At 75.0% G+C, this 18,136-nt stretch carries 14 protein-coding genes; 9 read left to right on the top strand and 5 right to left on the bottom strand.

The features are described from left to right. Window positions 1-50: 50 nt before the first annotated feature. Window positions 51-1,112, bottom strand: a complete 1,062-nt coding sequence (locus AB0953_RS14710) for a mechanosensitive ion channel family protein (protein ID WP_366859974.1) — start codon at window positions 1,110-1,112, stop codon at window positions 51-53. 283 nt (window positions 1,113-1,395) lie between these two features. Here AB0953_RS14710 and AB0953_RS14705 point away from each other — a divergent pair, with 283 nt between their 5' ends. After that, entirely contained in the window at window positions 1,396-1,926 is a 531-nt protein-coding gene (locus tag AB0953_RS14705; protein WP_366859824.1) for an HNH endonuclease, read from the top strand. A gap of 633 nt (window positions 1,927-2,559) precedes the next feature. On the opposite strand, the gene AB0953_RS14700 is transcribed toward AB0953_RS14705, so the two are convergent. Next, window positions 2,560-5,595 carry a beta-N-acetylglucosaminidase domain-containing protein gene (locus tag AB0953_RS14700; RefSeq protein WP_366859973.1) on the bottom strand — a complete coding sequence of 1,012 codons (3,036 nt, stop codon included), beginning with the start codon at window positions 5,593-5,595 and terminating at the stop codon, window positions 2,560-2,562. A gap of 252 nt (window positions 5,596-5,847) precedes the next feature. On the opposite strand from AB0953_RS14700, the gene AB0953_RS14695 reads away from it, so the two are divergent. From AB0953_RS14695 to AB0953_RS14680, 4 genes are all read left to right on the top strand, one after another. Further along, window positions 5,848-6,054: a hypothetical protein gene (locus tag AB0953_RS14695; RefSeq protein WP_366859972.1), complete on the top strand. Its 207-nt coding sequence runs from the start codon at window positions 5,848-5,850 to the stop codon at window positions 6,052-6,054. A gap of 8 nt (window positions 6,055-6,062) precedes the next feature. Continuing rightward, window positions 6,063-8,138: a 4-alpha-glucanotransferase gene (locus AB0953_RS14690; RefSeq protein WP_366859823.1), complete on the top strand. Its 2,076-nt coding sequence runs from the start codon at window positions 6,063-6,065 to the stop codon at window positions 8,136-8,138. A gap of 20 nt (window positions 8,139-8,158) precedes the next feature. Beyond that, window positions 8,159-8,398: a hypothetical protein gene (locus AB0953_RS14685; RefSeq protein WP_366859822.1), complete on the top strand. Its 240-nt coding sequence runs from the start codon at window positions 8,159-8,161 to the stop codon at window positions 8,396-8,398. Between the two features lie 293 nt (window positions 8,399-8,691). After that, window positions 8,692-9,198 (top strand): TspO/MBR family protein, encoded by a 507-nt coding sequence (locus AB0953_RS14680; protein ID WP_366859821.1) that lies wholly within the window; start codon window positions 8,692-8,694, stop codon window positions 9,196-9,198. A 4-nt stretch (window positions 9,199-9,202) separates the two neighbouring features. Here the strand turns inward: AB0953_RS14680 and AB0953_RS14675 are convergent, their stop codons facing one another. Then, window positions 9,203-9,697: a MarR family transcriptional regulator gene (locus AB0953_RS14675; RefSeq protein WP_366859820.1), complete on the bottom strand. Its 495-nt coding sequence runs from the start codon at window positions 9,695-9,697 to the stop codon at window positions 9,203-9,205. A gap of 107 nt (window positions 9,698-9,804) precedes the next feature. Between AB0953_RS14675 and AB0953_RS14670 the strand changes: the two genes are divergently transcribed. The 4 genes from AB0953_RS14670 (at window position 9,805) to AB0953_RS14655 (ending at window position 14,052) form a co-directional block, all read left to right on the top strand. Continuing rightward, complete coding sequence (locus tag AB0953_RS14670) at window positions 9,805-11,097, top strand: MFS transporter (RefSeq protein WP_366859819.1); 1,293 nt, start codon at window positions 9,805-9,807, stop codon at window positions 11,095-11,097. Window positions 11,098-11,167: 70 nt separating this feature from the next. Next, window positions 11,168-12,100, top strand: a complete 933-nt coding sequence (locus tag AB0953_RS14665; RefSeq protein WP_366859818.1) for an EamA family transporter — start codon at window positions 11,168-11,170, stop codon at window positions 12,098-12,100. A 106-nt stretch (window positions 12,101-12,206) separates the two neighbouring features. Continuing rightward, complete coding sequence (locus tag AB0953_RS14660; RefSeq protein ID WP_366859971.1) at window positions 12,207-13,133, top strand: DMT family transporter; 927 nt, start codon at window positions 12,207-12,209, stop codon at window positions 13,131-13,133. Window positions 13,134-13,143: 10 nt separating this feature from the next. Continuing rightward, entirely contained in the window at window positions 13,144-14,052 is a 909-nt protein-coding gene (locus tag AB0953_RS14655; RefSeq protein ID WP_366859817.1) for a LysR family transcriptional regulator, read from the top strand. An 80-nt stretch (window positions 14,053-14,132) separates the two neighbouring features. On the opposite strand, the gene pepN is transcribed toward AB0953_RS14655, so the two are convergent. Together pepN and AB0953_RS14645 are read right to left on the bottom strand one after the other, a co-directional pair. Then, on the bottom strand, window positions 14,133-16,733 hold the full coding sequence (pepN, locus tag AB0953_RS14650) for an aminopeptidase N (protein ID WP_366859816.1): 2,601 nt from the start codon (window positions 16,731-16,733) through the stop codon (window positions 14,133-14,135). A 196-nt stretch (window positions 16,734-16,929) separates the two neighbouring features. Then, entirely contained in the window at window positions 16,930-17,958 is a 1,029-nt protein-coding gene (locus AB0953_RS14645) for an aspartate-semialdehyde dehydrogenase (RefSeq protein WP_366859815.1), read from the bottom strand. Window positions 17,959-18,136 lie beyond the last annotated feature (178 nt).

Below are 18,136 nucleotides of genomic sequence, written 5' to 3'. Positions count from 1 at the left end.
CCCGCAGGAAAGAACCTGCGGGGGCAGCGGGGCAGAAAGAGAAAACCGGCCTACTTGGTGATACGGGGCGAGGCGGGCTGCGGTATCGGGGCCACGGCCTGCGACTGCGGGGAGGACGGGTTCGCCAGGGCCGACGGCGCGGCCACGCCGGCCGCCGCATCGGCCGGGGCCTCCTCCTCATCGGCGGCCGCGGCCGGCCCGCCGATGATCCCGATCCCGGCCTCGTCGAAGGCCTCCTTCAGCCGCCAGCGCAGCTCCCGCTCCACCGCGAACTGCTGGCCCGGCATCGTCTTGGCCGACACCTTCACCGTCATCGAGGCCAGCAGCACCTCCTCCAGGCCCAGCACCTCCACCGGGCCCCACAGGCGCTCGGCCCACGGGGTCTCCTTGGCCATGCCGTCGGCGACGTCCTTGACCACCTCGCGGATCCGGTCGAGGCTCTCGGACGGCTTGACCTGGACGTCCACGCCCGCCGTCGCCCAGCCCTGGCTGAGGTTGCCGATCCGCTTGATCTCGCCGTTGCGGACGTACCAGATCTCACCGTTGTCGCCGCGCAGCTTCGTGACGCGCAGGCCGACCTCGACGACCTCGCCCGAGGCCACCCCGGCGTCGATCTTGTCCCCGACGCCGTACTGGTCCTCGAGGATCATGAACACGCCGGACAGGAAGTCCGTCACCAGGTTCCGCGCACCGAAACCGATCGCCACACCGGCCACACCGGCACTCGCCAGGAGCGGGCCGAGGTTGATGTCCAGGGCCCCGAGCACCATCAGGCTCGCCGTGCCGAGGATCAGGAACGAGGCCACCGAGCGCAGCACCGAGCCGATCGCCTCCGAGCGCTGCCGGCGCCGCTCGGCGTTGACGAGCAGCCCGCCCAGCGCCGTGCCCTCGACCGCCTCGGCGCCGCGGTTCATCCGTCCTATCAGCTTGGTCAGCGACTTGCGCACCACCGAGCGGAGCGCGGCCGCGATCACCACGATCAGCAGGATCCGCAGGCCCAGGTACAGCCATCCGGCCCAGTTCTCCTCGATGAAACTGGCGGCGTTCGTGACGCTCTCGTGAGCCTCCTTCACCGACGCGGTGGGGTCCGGGGCGTCGGCGGCCAGGGGCAGCAGGACGGCGGGCGGCCAGGACACGGCGGGTACCTCCAGGTGTAGCGGTCTGCTCGCGGACGGAAGTGCGGGGCAGACCAACCACACTAACGGGGCATTCGTGTGACCCCGTTGTCGTGTTCGAGGGAGAGACCAGGCTCACCTGGGGATGAAGGGAGTGTGGTTGAAAACACCTCCGACCCGTTACGGGCGCGTGGTGGCGCTTCGACCAGCCGTAAGGAGAGACTGAGAGCAGATCGTCCCGGCGCGAGCCACGCGCCGCCGGCGTACAAGGAGGCAGTCCGTGCCGCACGTCCTGGTCCTCAACGCGTCGTACGAGCCTCTCGGCGTCGTACCGCTCCGCCGCGCGCTCGTCCTCGTCCTGGAGAACAAAGCGGTCTCCCTGGAGGAATCCGGCGCCTTTCTGCACAGCGCGACACGGGTCGTCCCCGCGCCCAGCGTGGTACGGCTCAAGCGCTTCGTGCGGGTCCCCTACCGGGGGCCCGTTCCGCTCACCCGCCGCGCGCTGTTCGCCCGCGACGGCGGCCGCTGCATGTACTGCGGCGGCGTCGCCACGAGCGTCGACCACGTGATCCCGCGCAGCCGGGGTGGGCAGCACGTGTGGGACAACGTGGTCGCGGCGTGCCGCCGGTGCAACCACGTCAAGGCCGACCGGCACCTGGTCGATCTGGGCTGGCGCCTGCGCCACCAGCCGGCTCCGCCGTCCGGGCTGGCCTGGCGGATCATCGGCACGGGGCACCGGGACCCCCGGTGGATGCCGTACCTCGAACCCTACGGCGCCCAGGACGCCCTCGCCCGCACCGCCGCCTCCTGACGCTCCGCGTCCACGGGCCACGCCGCCTCAATCGCCGGCGGGGCTGGCAGTGGCCTCCGGGCCTGGGTCGGCCTGGGGGCGCCGACCCCGCTTCGCCTCGACCGCTGGCGGGGCTGGCTTCGCCGGGTGGGGGTGGTTGAGCCCGGATGCGCGCGTGGGCTGGGTGCTGGCTTCGCCTGGGGCCGCGCGGGGCCGGTCGGCTGGGCGGGTGGGGTGTGGACACTGCGGTGGTGAGTCGAGGATGAGCGGTCACCGCCGGGGGCGTACCGGATGCGGCCAGGATCCGCGAGCCGAGACGAACCTCCGGAGTGGCCGCGCCCCACCCACCGAACCGACCCCGCCCCAGGGCACCACCCCCAGCCCCGCCGGCGCTTGAGGCGCCGTGGAGCCGCAGCCGACCGGGCGGACCCCGGCCCGGGGGCCGCCGCCAGCCCCGCCGGCGCTTGAGGCGCCCCGAAGCCGCAGCCGGACGGCGGCACCCCCGAGCCTGGGGACACCGCCCAGCCCCGCCGGCGCTTGAGGCGACGCGGAGCCGCGGCCGGCTGGACGGGCCCCGGCCGGGGGGGCACCCGCCCAGCCCCGCCGGCGATTGAGGCGACGGCCCCCGCCCCAGGGGCCGTCGGGGCGGCACGGTCAGGGGGTCACCGCGTAGGCCTCCGCCGAGAAGAGGCTGCAGCCGTACCGCGTAGCCCGCCGCTCGCAGGTGATGCGGACGTACCGGGCCGGCTCCGCCGCGTCCAGGCGGACGGACTCCTGGCCGCCCCGGCTGCCCGTCACCGTGGCCGCGCGACGCCACGTCACGCCGTCCGCGGACGTCTCCACCCGGTACGCCGACGGGTACGCCTCCTGCCAGTGCAGCACCAGCAGCCCGACCCGGGCCGGAGCGGCCAGCTCCGCCTGCCACCAGGCGCCGTCCACCGGCGGGGACGACCACCGGGTCGTGGCCGAGCCGTCGATGGCCGCCGAGGCGGGGAAGGACCGCGTCTCGTCCCCGGAGGACGAGGCCCGCGCCGAGCGGAACAGGTCCGGCCCGCCCGTCTTCGGCACGGCCCGCACCGTCAGCGTCCGCGTCTGCCCGGCGAACGCCACCGGTACGCGATAGCTGCCGGCCGCCGTGCCCGCGGGCACCCTCACCGACACCGGCACCGTCACCCGCGTCCCCCGCGGCGCCCGCACCTCGCCCGGCAGCCGCACCTCCACCCCGGCCGGCGCGGCCGCGGCCAGCGGCCCCCGGACCTCGCCGGGCCGCAGCGCGGACAGCTCCGCCGAGACCGTGCGCGCGGGCCCGCCGATCTCCACGTCCACCGCATCCGGCAGCTCGAAGGACGCCTCCGGCCCGTCCGCCGGCCAGGCCACCACCTGGTGGACGACCGGCGCCTCCCCGGCCCAGGACAGCCGGACCGCGTCCGCGCCGAGCCCGCCGACGTCGACCTGGGTCCAGCCGGACGGGGCCGCGTCGGCCACCTTCCGCCAGCCCTCGCCCGGCACCCGGGCCTCCACCGCCGCGCCCCGCACCCCCGCCGGCAGCGGGTCCGTCATCACGGTCACCGCCGACAGCGGGCGCACCCCGTCCAGCTTCACCGTCCAGGCGCCCGGCTCGTGGGAGACGGTGCCCGCCGCCCGGGCGGCGCCCGTCCACGCGTCCGCCTCGGCGACGGCCCTCGCGAGGAAGGGGTCCAGGACGGACGCGTCCACCCGGGCCGAGCCGCCCGGCGCCGAGTCGCCCGGAGCCGCGAGCCTGCGGCGCGCCTCGGCCAGCGCCCGGGCGCTGCGCCAGGCCGCCGCCCCGTCCCCGCGGGTCTGGGCGCGCAGCAGGTCCACCGCCAGCTCCCCGGCCGTCCCGTACGCCGAGAGCCGCGCCAGCCACGGCCCGGCCTCGTCGGAGACCCCGGACAGGCCGGCCAGCCGCTCGGGCGCCTCCCGCATGGCCGTGAAGGCGGCCCGCAGCCGCTCCCCGGCGGCGGCGTCCCCCGCGGCCCGCCCGCGCCAGAACTCCTCCATCAGCGGCCGCAGGTACCCGGACTCCTGCTGGGCCAGGCCGGAGGAGGCGGTGTTCCCGGCCAGCGCGGCCAGGGACCGCCGGGTGGCCTGGTCCGGCCCGGCCAGCTCGGCGACGGCGGCGGCCCACGAGTCGCCGGCCCGGTAGCCGCCCGGGTTCCAGGCGAAGTCGGCCGCGGTGAACAGCGGGATGCGCGACAGCTCGGCCTGCGGCATCGCGTTGGCCAGCAGGGCCGCCGAGCCGCCGGCGACCGCCGGCTCCCGGCCGGTGTACGGGCCGAGGAAGATCCGACCCGGGTCCCAGTCGTTGACCGGGTAGTTGTCCATGGTGACGAGCCGGTGCTCGCCGAAGGCGCCCCGCGCCCCGGCGAGTTCCCTCCCGGTGATGGTGCGGGGCACGACGCCCACGCCGGTCCAGGCGACCTCCACCCGCCGGTCCAGCCGCTCGGCCAGCGCCGTGCGGTACGTGGTCGCGCCGTTCTGGTGGTACTCGGTCGGCAGCAGCGACAGCGGTGCCGCGCCCGGATGCCGCTCGGCGAGGTGGGCGGCCAGTTCGCCCGCGACCTCGGCGTGCGCCTTCGCGGCGGCCGCGGGGCCCTTGCCGTACCGCACGCGGTCCGCCCGGCACCCCCACTCGCTGTAGCTCACGTCCTGGAACTGCACCTGGAAGGCGCGGAAGCCGAGGTCCCACATCGCGTCGAGCTTGCGCGCGAGCGCCGCCCGGTCGGCCGCCGAGGCCAGGCACATCGACTGGCCGGGCGCCACGGCCCAGGCGAGCACGACCCGGTTGGCGCGGGCCCGTTCGGCCAGCGCCCGGAACTCCTCCTGCTGCTCCTGGGGGTACTCCGCCCGCCATTCGGTGGTGCGGTACGGGTCGTTGCCGGGGGCGAGCAGCAGCCGGTTCTGCTTGGTGCGGCCCATGAAGTCCAGCTGCGCGAGCCGCTGCTCCTGGGTCCAGGGCTGCCCGTAGAACCCCTCGGTGATCCCGCGCACCGGGGCGGCCGGCCAGTCCCGCACGAGCACCCCGGGCACCTTGCCCGCGCCCGCGGCCAGCAGCTGGCGCAGTGTCTGCGCGCCGTGGAACAGCCCGTCCTCGCCGGTGCCGGACAGCGCGACCGTGTCCCGCCCGGCGGCCTTGCCGACGGCCAGCCGGTAGCCGCCGTTCGGCAGGTCCCCGGCCGGGGCGGCGCCCAGCGCGCGCAGCGCCTCCTCGGCTCCGGGGCCCTGGAGTCGTACGACGGTGCCGTGCTCGGGCAGCGGCGCACCGGGCGCGGGCTCGTGCAGGGTCCGTACGCCGGCGGCGCGCAGGGCGGTGCGGACCAGCCCGACCGCGTACGGGTCGGCGTCCGGGGCGGCGACGAGCACGGCCTGCCCGCCCAGCGGGACCTCGCGCGCCGCGTCGGCGGCCATGGACTGCGGGCGCGGCCACACGGCGGGGCCCTCGGCGGCGGTCCGCGGCGCGAGCGCCCCGGGGTCGAGCAGCGGAGCCGCCGCGGCGCCGGAGGCCCCCGCGGCAGCAGGGGACCCGGAGGCGGGCCCGCCGGCCGGATCCGGCGCGGTCGGGGAGGTGAGGGCCCCGGGAGGACCGGTGACCACCGACGACCCGCTCAGCAGCGTCCCGATCACGGCAGCGGCCGCAGCCGTGGCCAACTTCCTGCCCCTGAGCTGCACCAAGCCTCCTCGTGCCGAGGTGTCACCCGCTCGTACGAATGAGCCCGAGCCCACCACCCGTGCGGCCGGAGTGTCAATGCGGGCGGGTGTTCTGACCCGGAACCGCCAGGAATGCCGGGCGGTGCGCTGGGTATGGCTGCGATGTCGACCGGCGGTGTTCCATGGGCACTGGCCCACCTGACCCACCCTCAAACCCCGTACCGACGAAGGAGCCAATCCCCCGTGGAAGCCGACGCCGCAGTGGACACCGCAGTGACCGACCGCACCCCGCTCCTCGCCCACCTGCCCGCCCAGGCCGGGCCCGGGGAAGGGCCGCTGACCAGCGAGCCCCCGCTCGCCGGGTCGGCCCATGCGCCGCTGACCAGCGAGCCGCCGCTCGCCGACGGGCTTCCGCTGACGAGCGAGCCCACCCCCTCCGCCGCGGCGGCCGCCGCAGGCGACCAGACCCAGGGACACTAGGGACACACATGGACGAACTGGCCCGGCTCGCGGCCCTGCACGGCGTCGCCACCACCTACGAGCCCGCCGAGGGCGTCAGCGTCCCGGTCCCGCGGGCGACGGTCGCCGCGGTGCTCGGGCAGCTGGGGGTGTGCACCGACACCCCCGAGGACGTGCGGGCCGAGCTGGCCCGGGCGGAAGCGGCCGTCGCGGAGCGCCTACTGCCGCCGGTCCTGGTCCACTGGGCCGCCTCGGCGCCCCCCGCCGCACTGGCCGCGCTGCCGCCGGGCACCCGCCTGCGGCTGGAGCCGGACGAGATGACGGACTCCGACCCGTCGGCGCCCTGCAATCCGGCGGATCCGGCCGCGGCCGGTCCGGCGGACGAGGCCGCCCCGGCAGCCTGCGCCGACTGGGACCCGCGCACCGTCCCGCCGCTCGGCGTCCACACGCTGCATGCCCGCACCCCCGACGGCCGCGCCGGCACCGCCACGCTGATCGTGGCCCCCGAGCGGGCCCCGGCCGGACCCGAGCGGGCCCACGGGCTGCTCGTCCAGCTCTACTCCCTGCTGTCGGAGCGCTCCTGGGGCATGGGCGACCTCGGCGACCTCGCCGACCTCGCCCGGTGGGCCGGCCGCACCCACGGCGCCGGGTTCATCCAGGTCAATCCGCTGCACGCCGCCGTGCCAGGGGAGCCGACCGACCCCTCCCCGTACCGGCCGTCCACCCGCCGCTTCCCCGACCCCGTCCACCTGCGGATCGAGGACGTCCCCGAGTACGCCGACTGTCCCGATGCCGAGGCCCTCGCCGGCCTCGCCTCCCGCGGCGCCGAACTGCGCCGCGCCGTGCTGGAGAAGGGTGCGCTGATCGACCGGGACGCCGTCTGGGAGCTCAAGCGGGCCGCGCTGGACCTGCTGTACGCCGTCCCCCGCACTGCCGAACGGGAGGCGGCCTACCGGGAGTTCTGCGCCGAGCAGGGCCCGGAGCTGGACGTGCACGCCGACTGGTGCGCCGGGCACGCCGGGGAGGACCCGAAGGAGCGCGCCGACTTCCACCGCTGGCTGGTCTGGCTCACCGTCGGCCAGCTCGCCGCCGCCCAGGAGGCCGCCCGCGCGGCCGGCATGGCCGTCGGCATCGTGCACGACCTCGCCGTCGGGGTGCACCCGCAGGGCTCGGCCCTCTGCGGAGCCCCCCTGTACGCCGCGGGCGCCAGCATCGGCGCCCCGCCCGACGCCTTCAACGCCCGCGGCCAGGACTGGAGCCTGCCGCCGTGGCGGCCCGACCGGCTCGCGGCCACCCGGTACGCGCCGTTCCGGGCGCTGCTGCGCGGGGTGTTCCGCTACGCGGGGGCCCTGCGCATCGACCACGTGATGGGCCTGTTCCGGCTGTGGTGGATCCCGGAGGGCGTGCCGCCCGCCGAGGGCGCGTACGTCGCGTACGACGGCGAGGCGATGCTGGCGGTCCTGGTCCTGGAGGCGCACCGGGCCGGCGCCCTCGTCATCGGCGAGGACCTCGGGACGGTGGAGCCGAGGGTGCGCCGGGCGCTGGCCCGGCGCGGGGTGCTGGGCACCTCCGTGCTGTGGTTCGAACGGGACTGGGCGGGCGACGGCCGGCCCCTGGCCCCCGGCCGCTGGCGGGCCGACTGCCTGGCCACCGCCACCACCCACGACCTGCCGCCCACCGCGGCCAAGCTGGCGGGCGCCCACGTGGAGCTGCGCGACCGGCTCGGGCTGCTGACCCGCCCGCTCGACCGGGAGCGCGCCGAGGACGCCGCCGACACCGCCGAGTGGCTGGACGTGCTGGCGGGGCTCGGCTTCGAGACCAAGGGCGAGGAGGCCGCCGTGGCCGCGCTGTACGGCTTCCTGCTGCGCACCCCGGCCCGGCTGGTCGGCGTGTGGCTGCCGGACGCGGTGGGGGACCGGCGGCCGCAGAACCTGCCGGGCACCTGGGACCAGTACCCCAACTGGCGGCTCCCGCTCGCGGACGCGGCGGGCCGGCCCCTGACCCTGGAGGCGCTGACGGCCTCGCCCCGGGCGAACGCCCTGCTGGGCGCGGTGCGGGAGGGTGCGAGCCCCCGTACGGCACCCCCGGGCGCGCGCCTCGTTTAGGGGTTCGCTACGTTTGCACCGTGGACAAGAAGAACGCTCTGCGCGCCGGCGCCGTCACGGCCGGATCTGCGCTGATGATGCTGCTGATGACGTCTCCCGCGCTCGCGGTGATCCGCGACGACGGCGACGACCCGGGCACGGGGATAAGCGTGGGCGAGACGCTCGGCCTGTACGTGGCCCTGCCGCTCGTGGTGTTCCTGGTCATCTCGGGTCTCGTGATCGCCGGCGACAAGTCGCGCAAGCAGCCGAAGCAGGGCTGACCCGCCGCCGGGGCGGCTGCACCGTTCCGGCGTTCTCAGCACCTTTCACATGGCTTCCGGGGCGCCGGAGGTCCGCGGGCCGCATCCATCGGCCGTGGGGCGGACCTCCGGCGCCCCGTCGTGCTCTCCGGCCTCTCGGGTCTCCGGCCTCTCCGGGCTCCGGCCTCTCCGGCCGGGCGGCGCGGTTCGGTGCGCGCGGGGGTGCTCCGGCCGGGTGAGGCGCGGCGGGCAGGGGGCGACCCGGTCGGGTGACGCGGTGTCCGAAGGGGGCCTGCGGGGGAACAGCCCTCTGCATGATGCCGATCAGCAAGGGCCACGGGGCCCACGCGGGGCCCGGACCGTGGCGCCGGTATGCCGCGGCGGCCGCTGCCGTGGCGGCGGCCGCCACGGCGGGCTCGGTGGCGGTCGATCCCGACGGTGCCTGGTACCGGAACCTGCGCAAGCCCCCCTGGCAGCCCCCGCAGTGGGCGTTCGCGGCGGTCTGGACCCCGCTGTACGCCTCGCTCGCCTTCGCCTTCGGACACGCACTCGGCCGGTCGCGGGGGCCCGAACGGGCGAAGACGGTCGCCGGGTTCGCCGCGAACCTGGCGCTCAACGCGGGATGGAGCTGGCTCTTCTTCGGCTGCCGCAGCCCGAGGGCGGCCCTGGCCGGCATCCTGCTCCTGGACCTCGGCAACGCCGGACTGATCCGCCGTACCGCGCGCACCGACCCGACGGCGGCGCGCGTGCTCCTTCCCTACGCGGCCTGGTGCGCCTTCGCGACCGCCCTGAACGCCTCGATCTCCCGGCGCAACCCCTGACCGGCTAGACGGCGGCCAGCAGCTTGCGCAGGAGGGCGGTCAGGACGGCGACCTCCTCCTCGCTCAGCCCGGTCAGCGCGGCCCGCTGCACTTCGAGCCCGGCCGTGACGGCCTCGTCGATGAGGGCGAGCCCGCGGTCGGTGAGGGTGACCTGGAGGCCGCGCCGGTCGTGCGGGTCCGGCCTGCGGCACAGCAGCCCGGCCTTCTCCAGCTTGTCCAGACGGCCGGTCATACCGCCCGTGGTCAGCATCAGCGTGGCCGACAGCTGGCGGGGCGAGAGCGTGTACGGCGCGCCCGAGCGGCGCAGCGTGGCGACGACGTCGAACTCGCCGCGTGAGATCCCGTAGCGGGCGTAGGCCTTCTCCATGGCGTCGCCCATGGCCTTGCCGATCCGGTAGATGCGCCCGAAGAGCTCCATGGGAGCGGTGTCCAGGTCCGGCCGGACCGCGGCCCACTGCTCGATGATCGCGTCGACGTCGTCCTTGTTGGCCTCGTTCATGGCGGCAGTATCCCGATTCCCCTCGAACGTTCGCAAGAAAGTTGCTTGACGAAAAGTAGCTTAGGAGTAAGCTACTTGCTATCAACCTACTTCGGGGGGAGTCCGACATGAAGGCACCGGACCGGGTGCAGGGCGAGCGGCCGCTGCTCGTCGGCATCGGCATCAGCGCGGTCGGGATCGGCATGTACGTGCCGTTCTCGCTCGTCTTCTTCCACCAGGTCACCGGCCTCTCCTTCGCCCTCGTCGGCCTGGTCCTGACCGTGACCGGCCTCGCCGGACTCGCGTTCATGCCGCTCGCCGGCTCGGCCGTCGACCGGTTCGGCGCCAAGCGGGTCAACCTGCTGCTGTACGGGGTCCGCGTCCTCGGCTTCGCGCTCTACCCCCTCGCCCACTCGCTGCCCGCCTTCGCCGCGGTCGCGCTGGTCACGGCCCTCGCCGACCGGTCGTTCCCGGTGGTCCAGCAGTCGCTGATCGGGGAGGTGGCGCGCGGCGCCGCCCGCGACCGGCTCCAGGCCTCCCTGCGGGCCCTGCAGAACGCCGGGATGGGCGCGGGCGCCCTGCTGGTCTCCGGGGTGCTGGCGCTGTGGGGGACCGGCGCGTTCACCTACACCGCCGGGGGCAACGCGCTGGCCTTCGCCCTCGCCGGGCTGCTCGTCTCCCGGGTCCGTGCGGTGCGCGGGGAGCAGCCGGCCGGGGCGGCGCGGCCGCAGGCCGGCTACCGGATGGTGCTGCAGGACCGGCCCTTCCTCGGGCTGACCGCCACCAACTTCCTCGCCGCCCTCGGCTACGCGGCCCTGTCCGTGCTCTTCCCGCTCTACATCGCGACCTGGCTGCACGCGCCCGACTCCGTCACCGGCGCCGCGTTCACCGTCAACACCGCCCTGTGCGCCGGGATCGGCGTCCTGGTCGCCGGCCGGGTCCGCCGCTCCGGGGCCCGCCGCACGCGCTCCGCGGCCCTCGGCTCGCTGCTCTTCGCCGCCGCCTTCGTCGCGCAGGTCGTCCTCGGCACCGTCCGCCCCGGGCAGACCGCCACCCTGGTCGCCCTGCTGGCCATCGTCGTCGTCTACACCCTCGGCGAGCTGGTGCACAGCCCCTCCGGCGGCGCCCTGTCCGTCTCCGCCGCCCCCGAAGCCGTCCGCGGCCGCTACCTGGCCACCTACCAGCTCTCCTACTCGCTGGCCACCGCCCTCGCCCCCTCCCTCTTCACCTCCCTGCTGTCCGTCGACGGCCGCCTGCCCTGGGCCGTCCTCGCCCTCGCCGCGGCCGGCGCGGCCCTCGCCCTGCTCCGCCTGGAGCGGCACCTGCCCGCCGAGGCCGTGTACGCCGAGCCGCCCGCCGCCGCGGTGGCCGCGGGCCGGGCCGCCGCCCCGAGCGCCCCGCGCACGCCGACCGCCGCCTGACCCGCACGCCGCCCCGCGCGGCCCGCCGCCCCGCACCGTTCCTCACCGCTCTTCCGAGGAGTCACCCGCCATGAAGCGCCTGGCCACCGTCGCCCTGACCGCCCTCGCCCCCGTCTCCTGGGGCACCACCTACGCCGTCGCCACGGAACTCCTGCCGCCCGACCGGCCGCTGTTCACCGGCGTGATGCGGGCCCTGCCCGCCGGGCTGCTGCTCACCGCCCTCTCCCGGACGCTGCCCACCGGGAAGTGGTGGTGGAAGTCCGCCGTCCTCGGCACGCTCAACATCGGCGCCTTCTTCCCGCTGCTGTTCCTCTCCGCCTACCGGCTGCCCGGCGGTGTCGCCGCCGTCCTCGGCTCCGCCGGACCGCTGTTCGTCGTCGGGCTCGCCGCCCTCCTGCTCGGCGAGCGGGCGCAGCTGCGGACCGTGCTCGCCTCCGTGACCGCCGCGTTCGGCGTGAGCATGGTCGTCCTCACCGCCCAGGCCCGGCTGGACGCCGTCGGCATCGCCGCCGGGCTCGTCTCCTCCGCCTCCATGGCCGCCGGCACCGTCATGACCAAGCGCTGGGGGCGGCCCGAGGGCGTCGGCCCGCTGGCCGTGACGGGCTGGCAGCTCACCGCCGGCGGGCTGGTCATCATCCCCGTCGCGGCCCTCGTGGAAGGGGCGCCGCCCGCGCTCGACGGGGACGCCCTGCTCGGCTACGGCTACATGATGCTGATCAACACCGGGATCGCGTACTGGCTCTGGTTCCGCGGCATCGGCAAGCTCAGCGCCACCTCGGTCACCCTGCTCGGCCCGCTCTCCCCGCTCACCGCCGCCGTCATCGGCTGGGCCGCGCTGGGGCAGGACCTGACGCCCGTCCAGCTGCTCGGGATGGCAACCGCCTTCGGGGCCACCGTCACGGGGCAGCTGTTCGCCGCCAAGGCCGCCGCGGCCGCCGAGCCCGCCGGCCCGGAACCTGCGGCTCCCGGTGTGGCCGACCGCCGCACTGTTCAGTTGTCCTGAAAAGAACCATCGAAACGTTTCGATGGACCTGATGTACGACGGCCTGCGACGGTAGGGACGTCCCAGCCGAACACCCACCCCGAGGGGGAGACACACCGTGGCCGTCATGGACCGGGTCCGCACCGCCGCCCACCGCACCGGCACCACCGCCACCAGCGGGAAGAAGGGAGCCGCCGCCGGACTCGGCGTGCTCCTCGCCCTGGTCGCCACGGTGGTCTGGTCGGGCAGCTTCGTCGCCACCCGGGGCATGGCCGACACCGTCCCGCCCGTCCAGGCCGTCTTCTGGCGGTGGGTCATCGCCGCCGTCGCGGTCGCCCCGTTCGCCGCCCGGCAGGCCTGGCGGCAGCGGGCGCTGATCCGCCGCCACCTCGGCTACACCGCCCTCGCCTCGCTGTTCGGTGTGGCCCTGTACAACACGCTGGTGCACCAGGCCGGCCTGACCACCTCCGCCTCCAACATGGGCATGATCATGGCCGCCTCCCCGGTGGTCATGGCGCTGTACGCCCGTCTCGGCGGCGAGCGCCTCGGCGCCCGGCGGACGCTGGGCCTGCTGACCGCCGCCTTCGGGGTGCTGCTCCTCGTCGGAGACGGCTCGATCGGCTTCGACTTCGGCGCCGGGGACCTGTGGATGTTCGCCGCCGCCCTCTGCTTCGCCACGTACAGCGCCCTGCTCAGGCGCAAGCCCGCGGAACTCGGCGGCCTGGCCTTCCTGCTGACCACCTTCGTGCTCGGCGCGCTGATGCTGGCCCCCGCGTACGCCCTCTCCCTGCACCTGCAGGGCGGCTTCGAGGCCACGGCCGGCACGGCGGGCATGCTGCTCTACGTCGGGGTCATGTCCTCCGCGGTCGCCTTCTTCGCCTGGAACAAGGCCGTCGCGCTGATCGGCGCGGCCCGCGCCGGAGTCGTCTACTACCTCCAGCCGGTGTGCGTCGCCGGACTCGGCCTGCTGCTCCTCGGCGAGCGCACCGGCCCCGCCCAGCTGCTGTGCATGGCGCTGATCCTGGGCGGCGTGGGCCTGGGGGCCCGGCGGTAGGTTCGGCCCCATGACCGAGTGGGACATCAAGAAGCTGCGGATCCTGCGGACCCTCGCCGAACGGGGCACCGTGACCGCCACGGCCGAGGCGCTGCACATGACGCCCTCGGCCGTGTCGCAGCAGCTGACCAACCTCGCCCGGCAGCTCGGCGTCGTCCTGCTGGAGGCGCACGGCCGCCGGGTCCGCCTCACGGACGCCGCGCACCTCGTCCTGCGGCACGCCGACGCGGTCTTCGCCCAGCTGGAGCGGGCGGACGCCGAACTCGCCGGATACCGGGCCGGGGACGTCGGCCAGGTGCGGGTCGGGGCCTTCTCCACCGCCGTGCCGGTGCTGGTCGTCCCCGCGGTCGCGGCCCTGCGGCGGACCCACCCGCAGGTGGAGGTGCGGGTCCGGGAGACCGAGGCCGCCGAGTCCTACGAGCTGCTCTCCGCCGGGATGGTCGACCTGGCCCTGTCGCTGGCCGCCCACGCCCCGACCGCCCGCGACACCCGCTTCACCCGGATGGTGCTGCTGGAGGACCCCCTCGACGTGGCCCTGCCGCCGGGCCACCCGCTGGCTGGGGAGCCGGACCTGCGGCTGGCGGACCTCTCCGGCGAGCCGTGGATCTACGGGGGCAGCGGCCCCTGGCAGGAGATCGCCCGCAGCGCCTGCGAGGCGGCGGGCTTCGTCCCCGAACAGGCCCACGCCGCGGCCGGCTGGACGGCGATCCTCGCCATGGTCCAGGCGGGCATGGGCGTGGCCCTGGTCCCGCGCATGGTCTCCGGCCGCGCCTCGGGCGTGGCCGTGTGCGAACTCGCCCACGACCGCCCGACCCGGCACGTCATCGCCGCGACCCGCCGCGGCGCCGAATCGGCTCCGGCCGTCACCCACGTCCTCGCGGCCCTGCGCAGGGTCGCCGCCGACCGGGTCGGGCCGTAGCCGGCTCCGGCCCCGGCCGGGTTCGGGCCCCCCGGGCGGGCCCGCCCGGCCCTCTGGGGGACGGGCGGGCCCTGAGCGGGTCAGGCGCGGCCGGCGGCGGCGTCCGCGGCCTGGGCCTTCAGGGCGCGCTCGACGCCCGAGCGGGACTCCGACACCAGGCGGCGCAGAGCCGCGTTCGGCTCGGCCGAGGCCAGCCAGGCGTCCGTCGCGTCCAGCGTCTCGCGGGACACCTGGAGCGAGGGGTAGAGGCCGACCGCGATCTGCTGGGCGATCTCGTGGCTGCGGCTCTCCCAGATGCCCTTGACCATCGCGAAGTACTTCTCCGTGTACGGAGCCAGCAGCTCGCGCTGGTCGGTCTGGACGAAGCCGCCGATCACGGCCTCCTGCACCGCGTTCGGCAGGTCCGCGGACTCCACCACCGAGGCCCACGCCGCGGCCTTCGCCTCGGCCGTCGGGCGCGCCGCCCGCGCCGTGGCCGCGTGGCGCTCGCCCGCCGCGGTCCGGTCGCGCTCCAGCTCCGCCGCGATGGCGGCCTCGTCGGCGCGGCCCGTCGCGGCCAGGCGCTCCAGGAACGCCCAGCGCAGCTCGGTGTCCACCACCAGGCCCTCGATCTCGGCCGAGCCGTCCAGCAGCGCCGCCAGGTAGGTCAGCTGGGCCTCGGTGCGTGCCGTCGCCGCGAAGGCGCGGGCCCACGCCAGCTGGTGGTCGCTGCCCGGCTCGGCGCCGCGCAGGTGCTCCAGGGTGGCCTCGGTCCAGGCCGCCAGGCCCTGCTCCCGCCACGCCGGGTCGGCGTACAGGTCCAGGGCCAGCTTCACCTGGCGGTGCAGCGACTGCACCACGCCGATGTCGGACTCCTTGCCGATGCCCGACAGGACGAGGGAGAGGTAGTCGCGCGTGGCCAGCTCGCCGTCGCGCGTCATGTCCCACGCCGACGCCCAGCACAGCGCCCGCGGCAGCGACTCGGTGAAGTCGCCGAGGTGCGCGGTGACGTTGGCCAGCGAGGTCTCGTCCAGGCGGACCTTCGCGTACGACAGGTCGTCGTCGTTCAGCAGCACGACCGCCGGGCGGGTCCGGCCGACCAGCTCCGGCACCTCCGTCAGCTCGCCGTCGATGTCCAGCTCGATCCGGTCGGTGCGCACGAGCCGGCCGCCGTCGAGGTCGTACAGGCCGATCGCGATGCGGTGCGGGCGCAGCGTCGGCTCGCCCTGGGCGCCCGCCGGCAGGGCCGGGGCCTCCTGGGCCACCGCGAACGCGGTGATGGTGCCGTCGGCGCCGGTCTCGATCCGCGGGCGCAGCACGTTGATGCCGGCGGTCTCGAGCCAGGCCTTGGACCAGGCGGTCAGGTCGCGGCCGGAGGTCTCCTCCAGCGCGCCCAGCAGGTCCGACAGGCGCGTGTTGCCGAACGCGTGCGCCTTGAAGTACGCCTGCACGCCCTTGAAGAAGGCGTCCATGCCGACGTAGGCCACGAGCTGCTTGAGCACCGAGGCGCCCTTGGCGTACGTGATGCCGTCGAAGTTGACCAGGACGTCGTCCAGGTCGCGGATGTCCGCCATGATCGGATGCGTGGACGGCAGCTGGTCCTGCCGGTACGCCCAGGTCTTCATCGAGTTGGCGAACGTGGTCCAGGCGTGCGGCCACTTCGTGCCCTCGGCGTAGGCCTGGCAGGCGATCGAGGTGTACGTCGCGAACGACTCGTTCAGCCAGAGGTCGTTCCACCACTCCATGGTGACCAGGTCGCCGAACCACATGTGCGCCAGCTCGTGCAGGATGGTCTCGGCGCGGCCCTCGTACGCCGCGTCCGTCACCTTCGAGCGGAAGACGTACTGGTCGCGGATGGTGACCGCGCCCGCGTTCTCCATCGCGCCCGCGTTGAACTCCGGCACGAAGAGCTGGTCGTACTTGGCGAACGGGTAGTCGTAGTCGAACTTCTCCTGGAACCAGTCGAAGCCCTGGCGGGTCACGTCGAAGACGGCGTCGGCGTCGAGGAACTCGGCCAGCGAGGGCCGGCAGTAGATGCCGAGCGGAACGACCTGGCCGTCCTTGCCCTCGTAGGTGCTGTGCACGGAGTGGTACGGGCCGACGATCAGCGCGGTGACGTACGTCGAGATGCGCGGCGTCGGCGCGAAGCGCCAGACGTTGTCCTTGACCTCGGCCGGATCGGCCCCCTCGGGAAGCTCCCGCGGGGAGTTCGAGATGACGGTCCACCCCTCGGGGGCGGTCACGGTGAACCGGAACGTCGCCTTCAGGTCGGGCTGCTCGAAGCTGGCGAACACGCGCCGCGCGTCCGGCACCTCGAACTGGGTGTACAGGTACGCCTGCTGGTCGACCGGGTCGACGAAGCGGTGCAGGCCCTCGCCCGTGTTGGTGTAGGCACAGTCCGCGACGACCTTGAGCTCGTTGTCCCCGGCCTGCAGGCCCGCCAGCGCGATGCGCGAGTCCCGGAACACCGCGCCCACGTCCAGCGGCGTGCCGTTGAGGACGACCTCGTGCACGGCCGGAGCGACCAGGTCGATGAAGGTCTCGGCGCCGGCCTCGGCGGACCGGAAGCGCACGGTGGTCACGGAGGGGTACGTACCGCCCTCCTGCGCCCCGCTCAGGTCGAGGTCGATCTCGTACGAGTCGACGGTCAGCAGCTGCGCCCGCTGCCGAGCCTCTTCACGGGTCAGATTCGTGCCAGGCACGCGTTCATCTCCTTCGATGGTGACGTTCCCGGCCATCCTTGCACGCGGGTCCGATCACCGCGCCGGTGTAACCCGAGGGCGAACGCGAGCCTTCGCCGAACGGACCGGCGCGCCGGCCCGGCGCCGCACACGGCCCCGAACGCCACCGGGGGCGGCACCGTCGAACGGCGCCGCCCCCGGTGGGTGCGAGCGGGGCTCAGCCGCGGAGCTCTTCGGCGACCAGCTCGGCGATCTGCACGGCGTTCAGGGCCGCGCCCTTGCGGAGGTTGTCGTTCGAGAGGAACAGCGCCAGGCCGTGCTCCACGGTCTCGTCGACGCGGATGCGGCCCACGTACGAGGCGTCCTTGCCGGCCGCCTGCAGGGGGGTCGGGATCTCCGACAGCTCGACGCCCGGGGCGTCCTTCAGCAGCTCGTACGCGCGCTCCACGCTGATCGGACGGGCGAAACGGGCGTTGACCTGGAGCGAGTGGCCCGAGAAGACGGGCACCCGGACGCAGGTGCCGGAGACCTTGAGCTCCGGGATCTCGAGGATCTTGCGGGACTCGTTGCGGAGCTTCTGCTCCTCGTCGGTCTCGAACGAGCCGTCGTCGACGATCGAGCCGGCCAGCGGCAGCACGTTGAAGGCGATGGGGCGCTTGTAGACGCCGGGCTCGGGGAACTCGACGGCCTCGCCGTCGAAGGCCAGCTGGTCCGCCTGCTCCGCCACGGCGCAGGCCTGGGTGCGCAGCTCGGCGACACCGGCCAGGCCGGAGCCGGAGACGGCCTGGTAGGTCGTGGCGACCATGGAGAGCAGCCCGGCCTCCTCGTGCAGCGGGCGCAGCACGGGCATGGCGGCCATGGTGGTGCAGTTCGGGTTGGCGATGATGCCCTTGGGGCGGTCCTTGATCGCGTGGGGGTTGACCTCGGAGACCACGAGGGGGACCTCGGGGTCGCGGCGCCAGGCGGAGGAGTTGTCGATCACGACGGCGCCCTGGGAGGCGACCTTCTCGGCGAGGGCCTTGGAGGTGGCGCCGCCCGCGGAGAACAGCACGATGTCCAGGCCGGTGTAGTCGGCCGTGGCGGCGTCCTCGACGGTGATCTCCTTGCCCTCCCACTCCAGGGTGGAGCCGGCGGAACGGGCGGAGGCGAACAGCCGCAGCTCGTCCACCGGGAACTTGCGCTCGGCGAGGATGCTGCGCATGACTCCGCCGACCTGGCCGGTGGCTCCGACGATTCCTACCCTCACGGTGACTCCTTCTGGTGCGTACGACGCGGGCGCGCGTGAAGCCATCATGCGTTCGACCCCACGAGGCTTGTCCAATCCATTGTCCGAGGAGCGGACCGGCTTCCCATGGCGGACCCGTGCGGCGCATCCGCGGCGGCCGCGCTGCGCCGCCCCTGAACACCCCTTTTGCCTGGTCGAG

The organism is Streptomyces sp. NPDC046866, from assembly GCF_040704625.1.
Lineage (GTDB): Bacteria > Actinomycetota > Actinomycetes > Streptomycetales > Streptomycetaceae > Streptomyces.
Note: the sequence above shows the minus strand (reverse complement) of the source record. Positions and strands in the feature narration are given on the sequence as shown.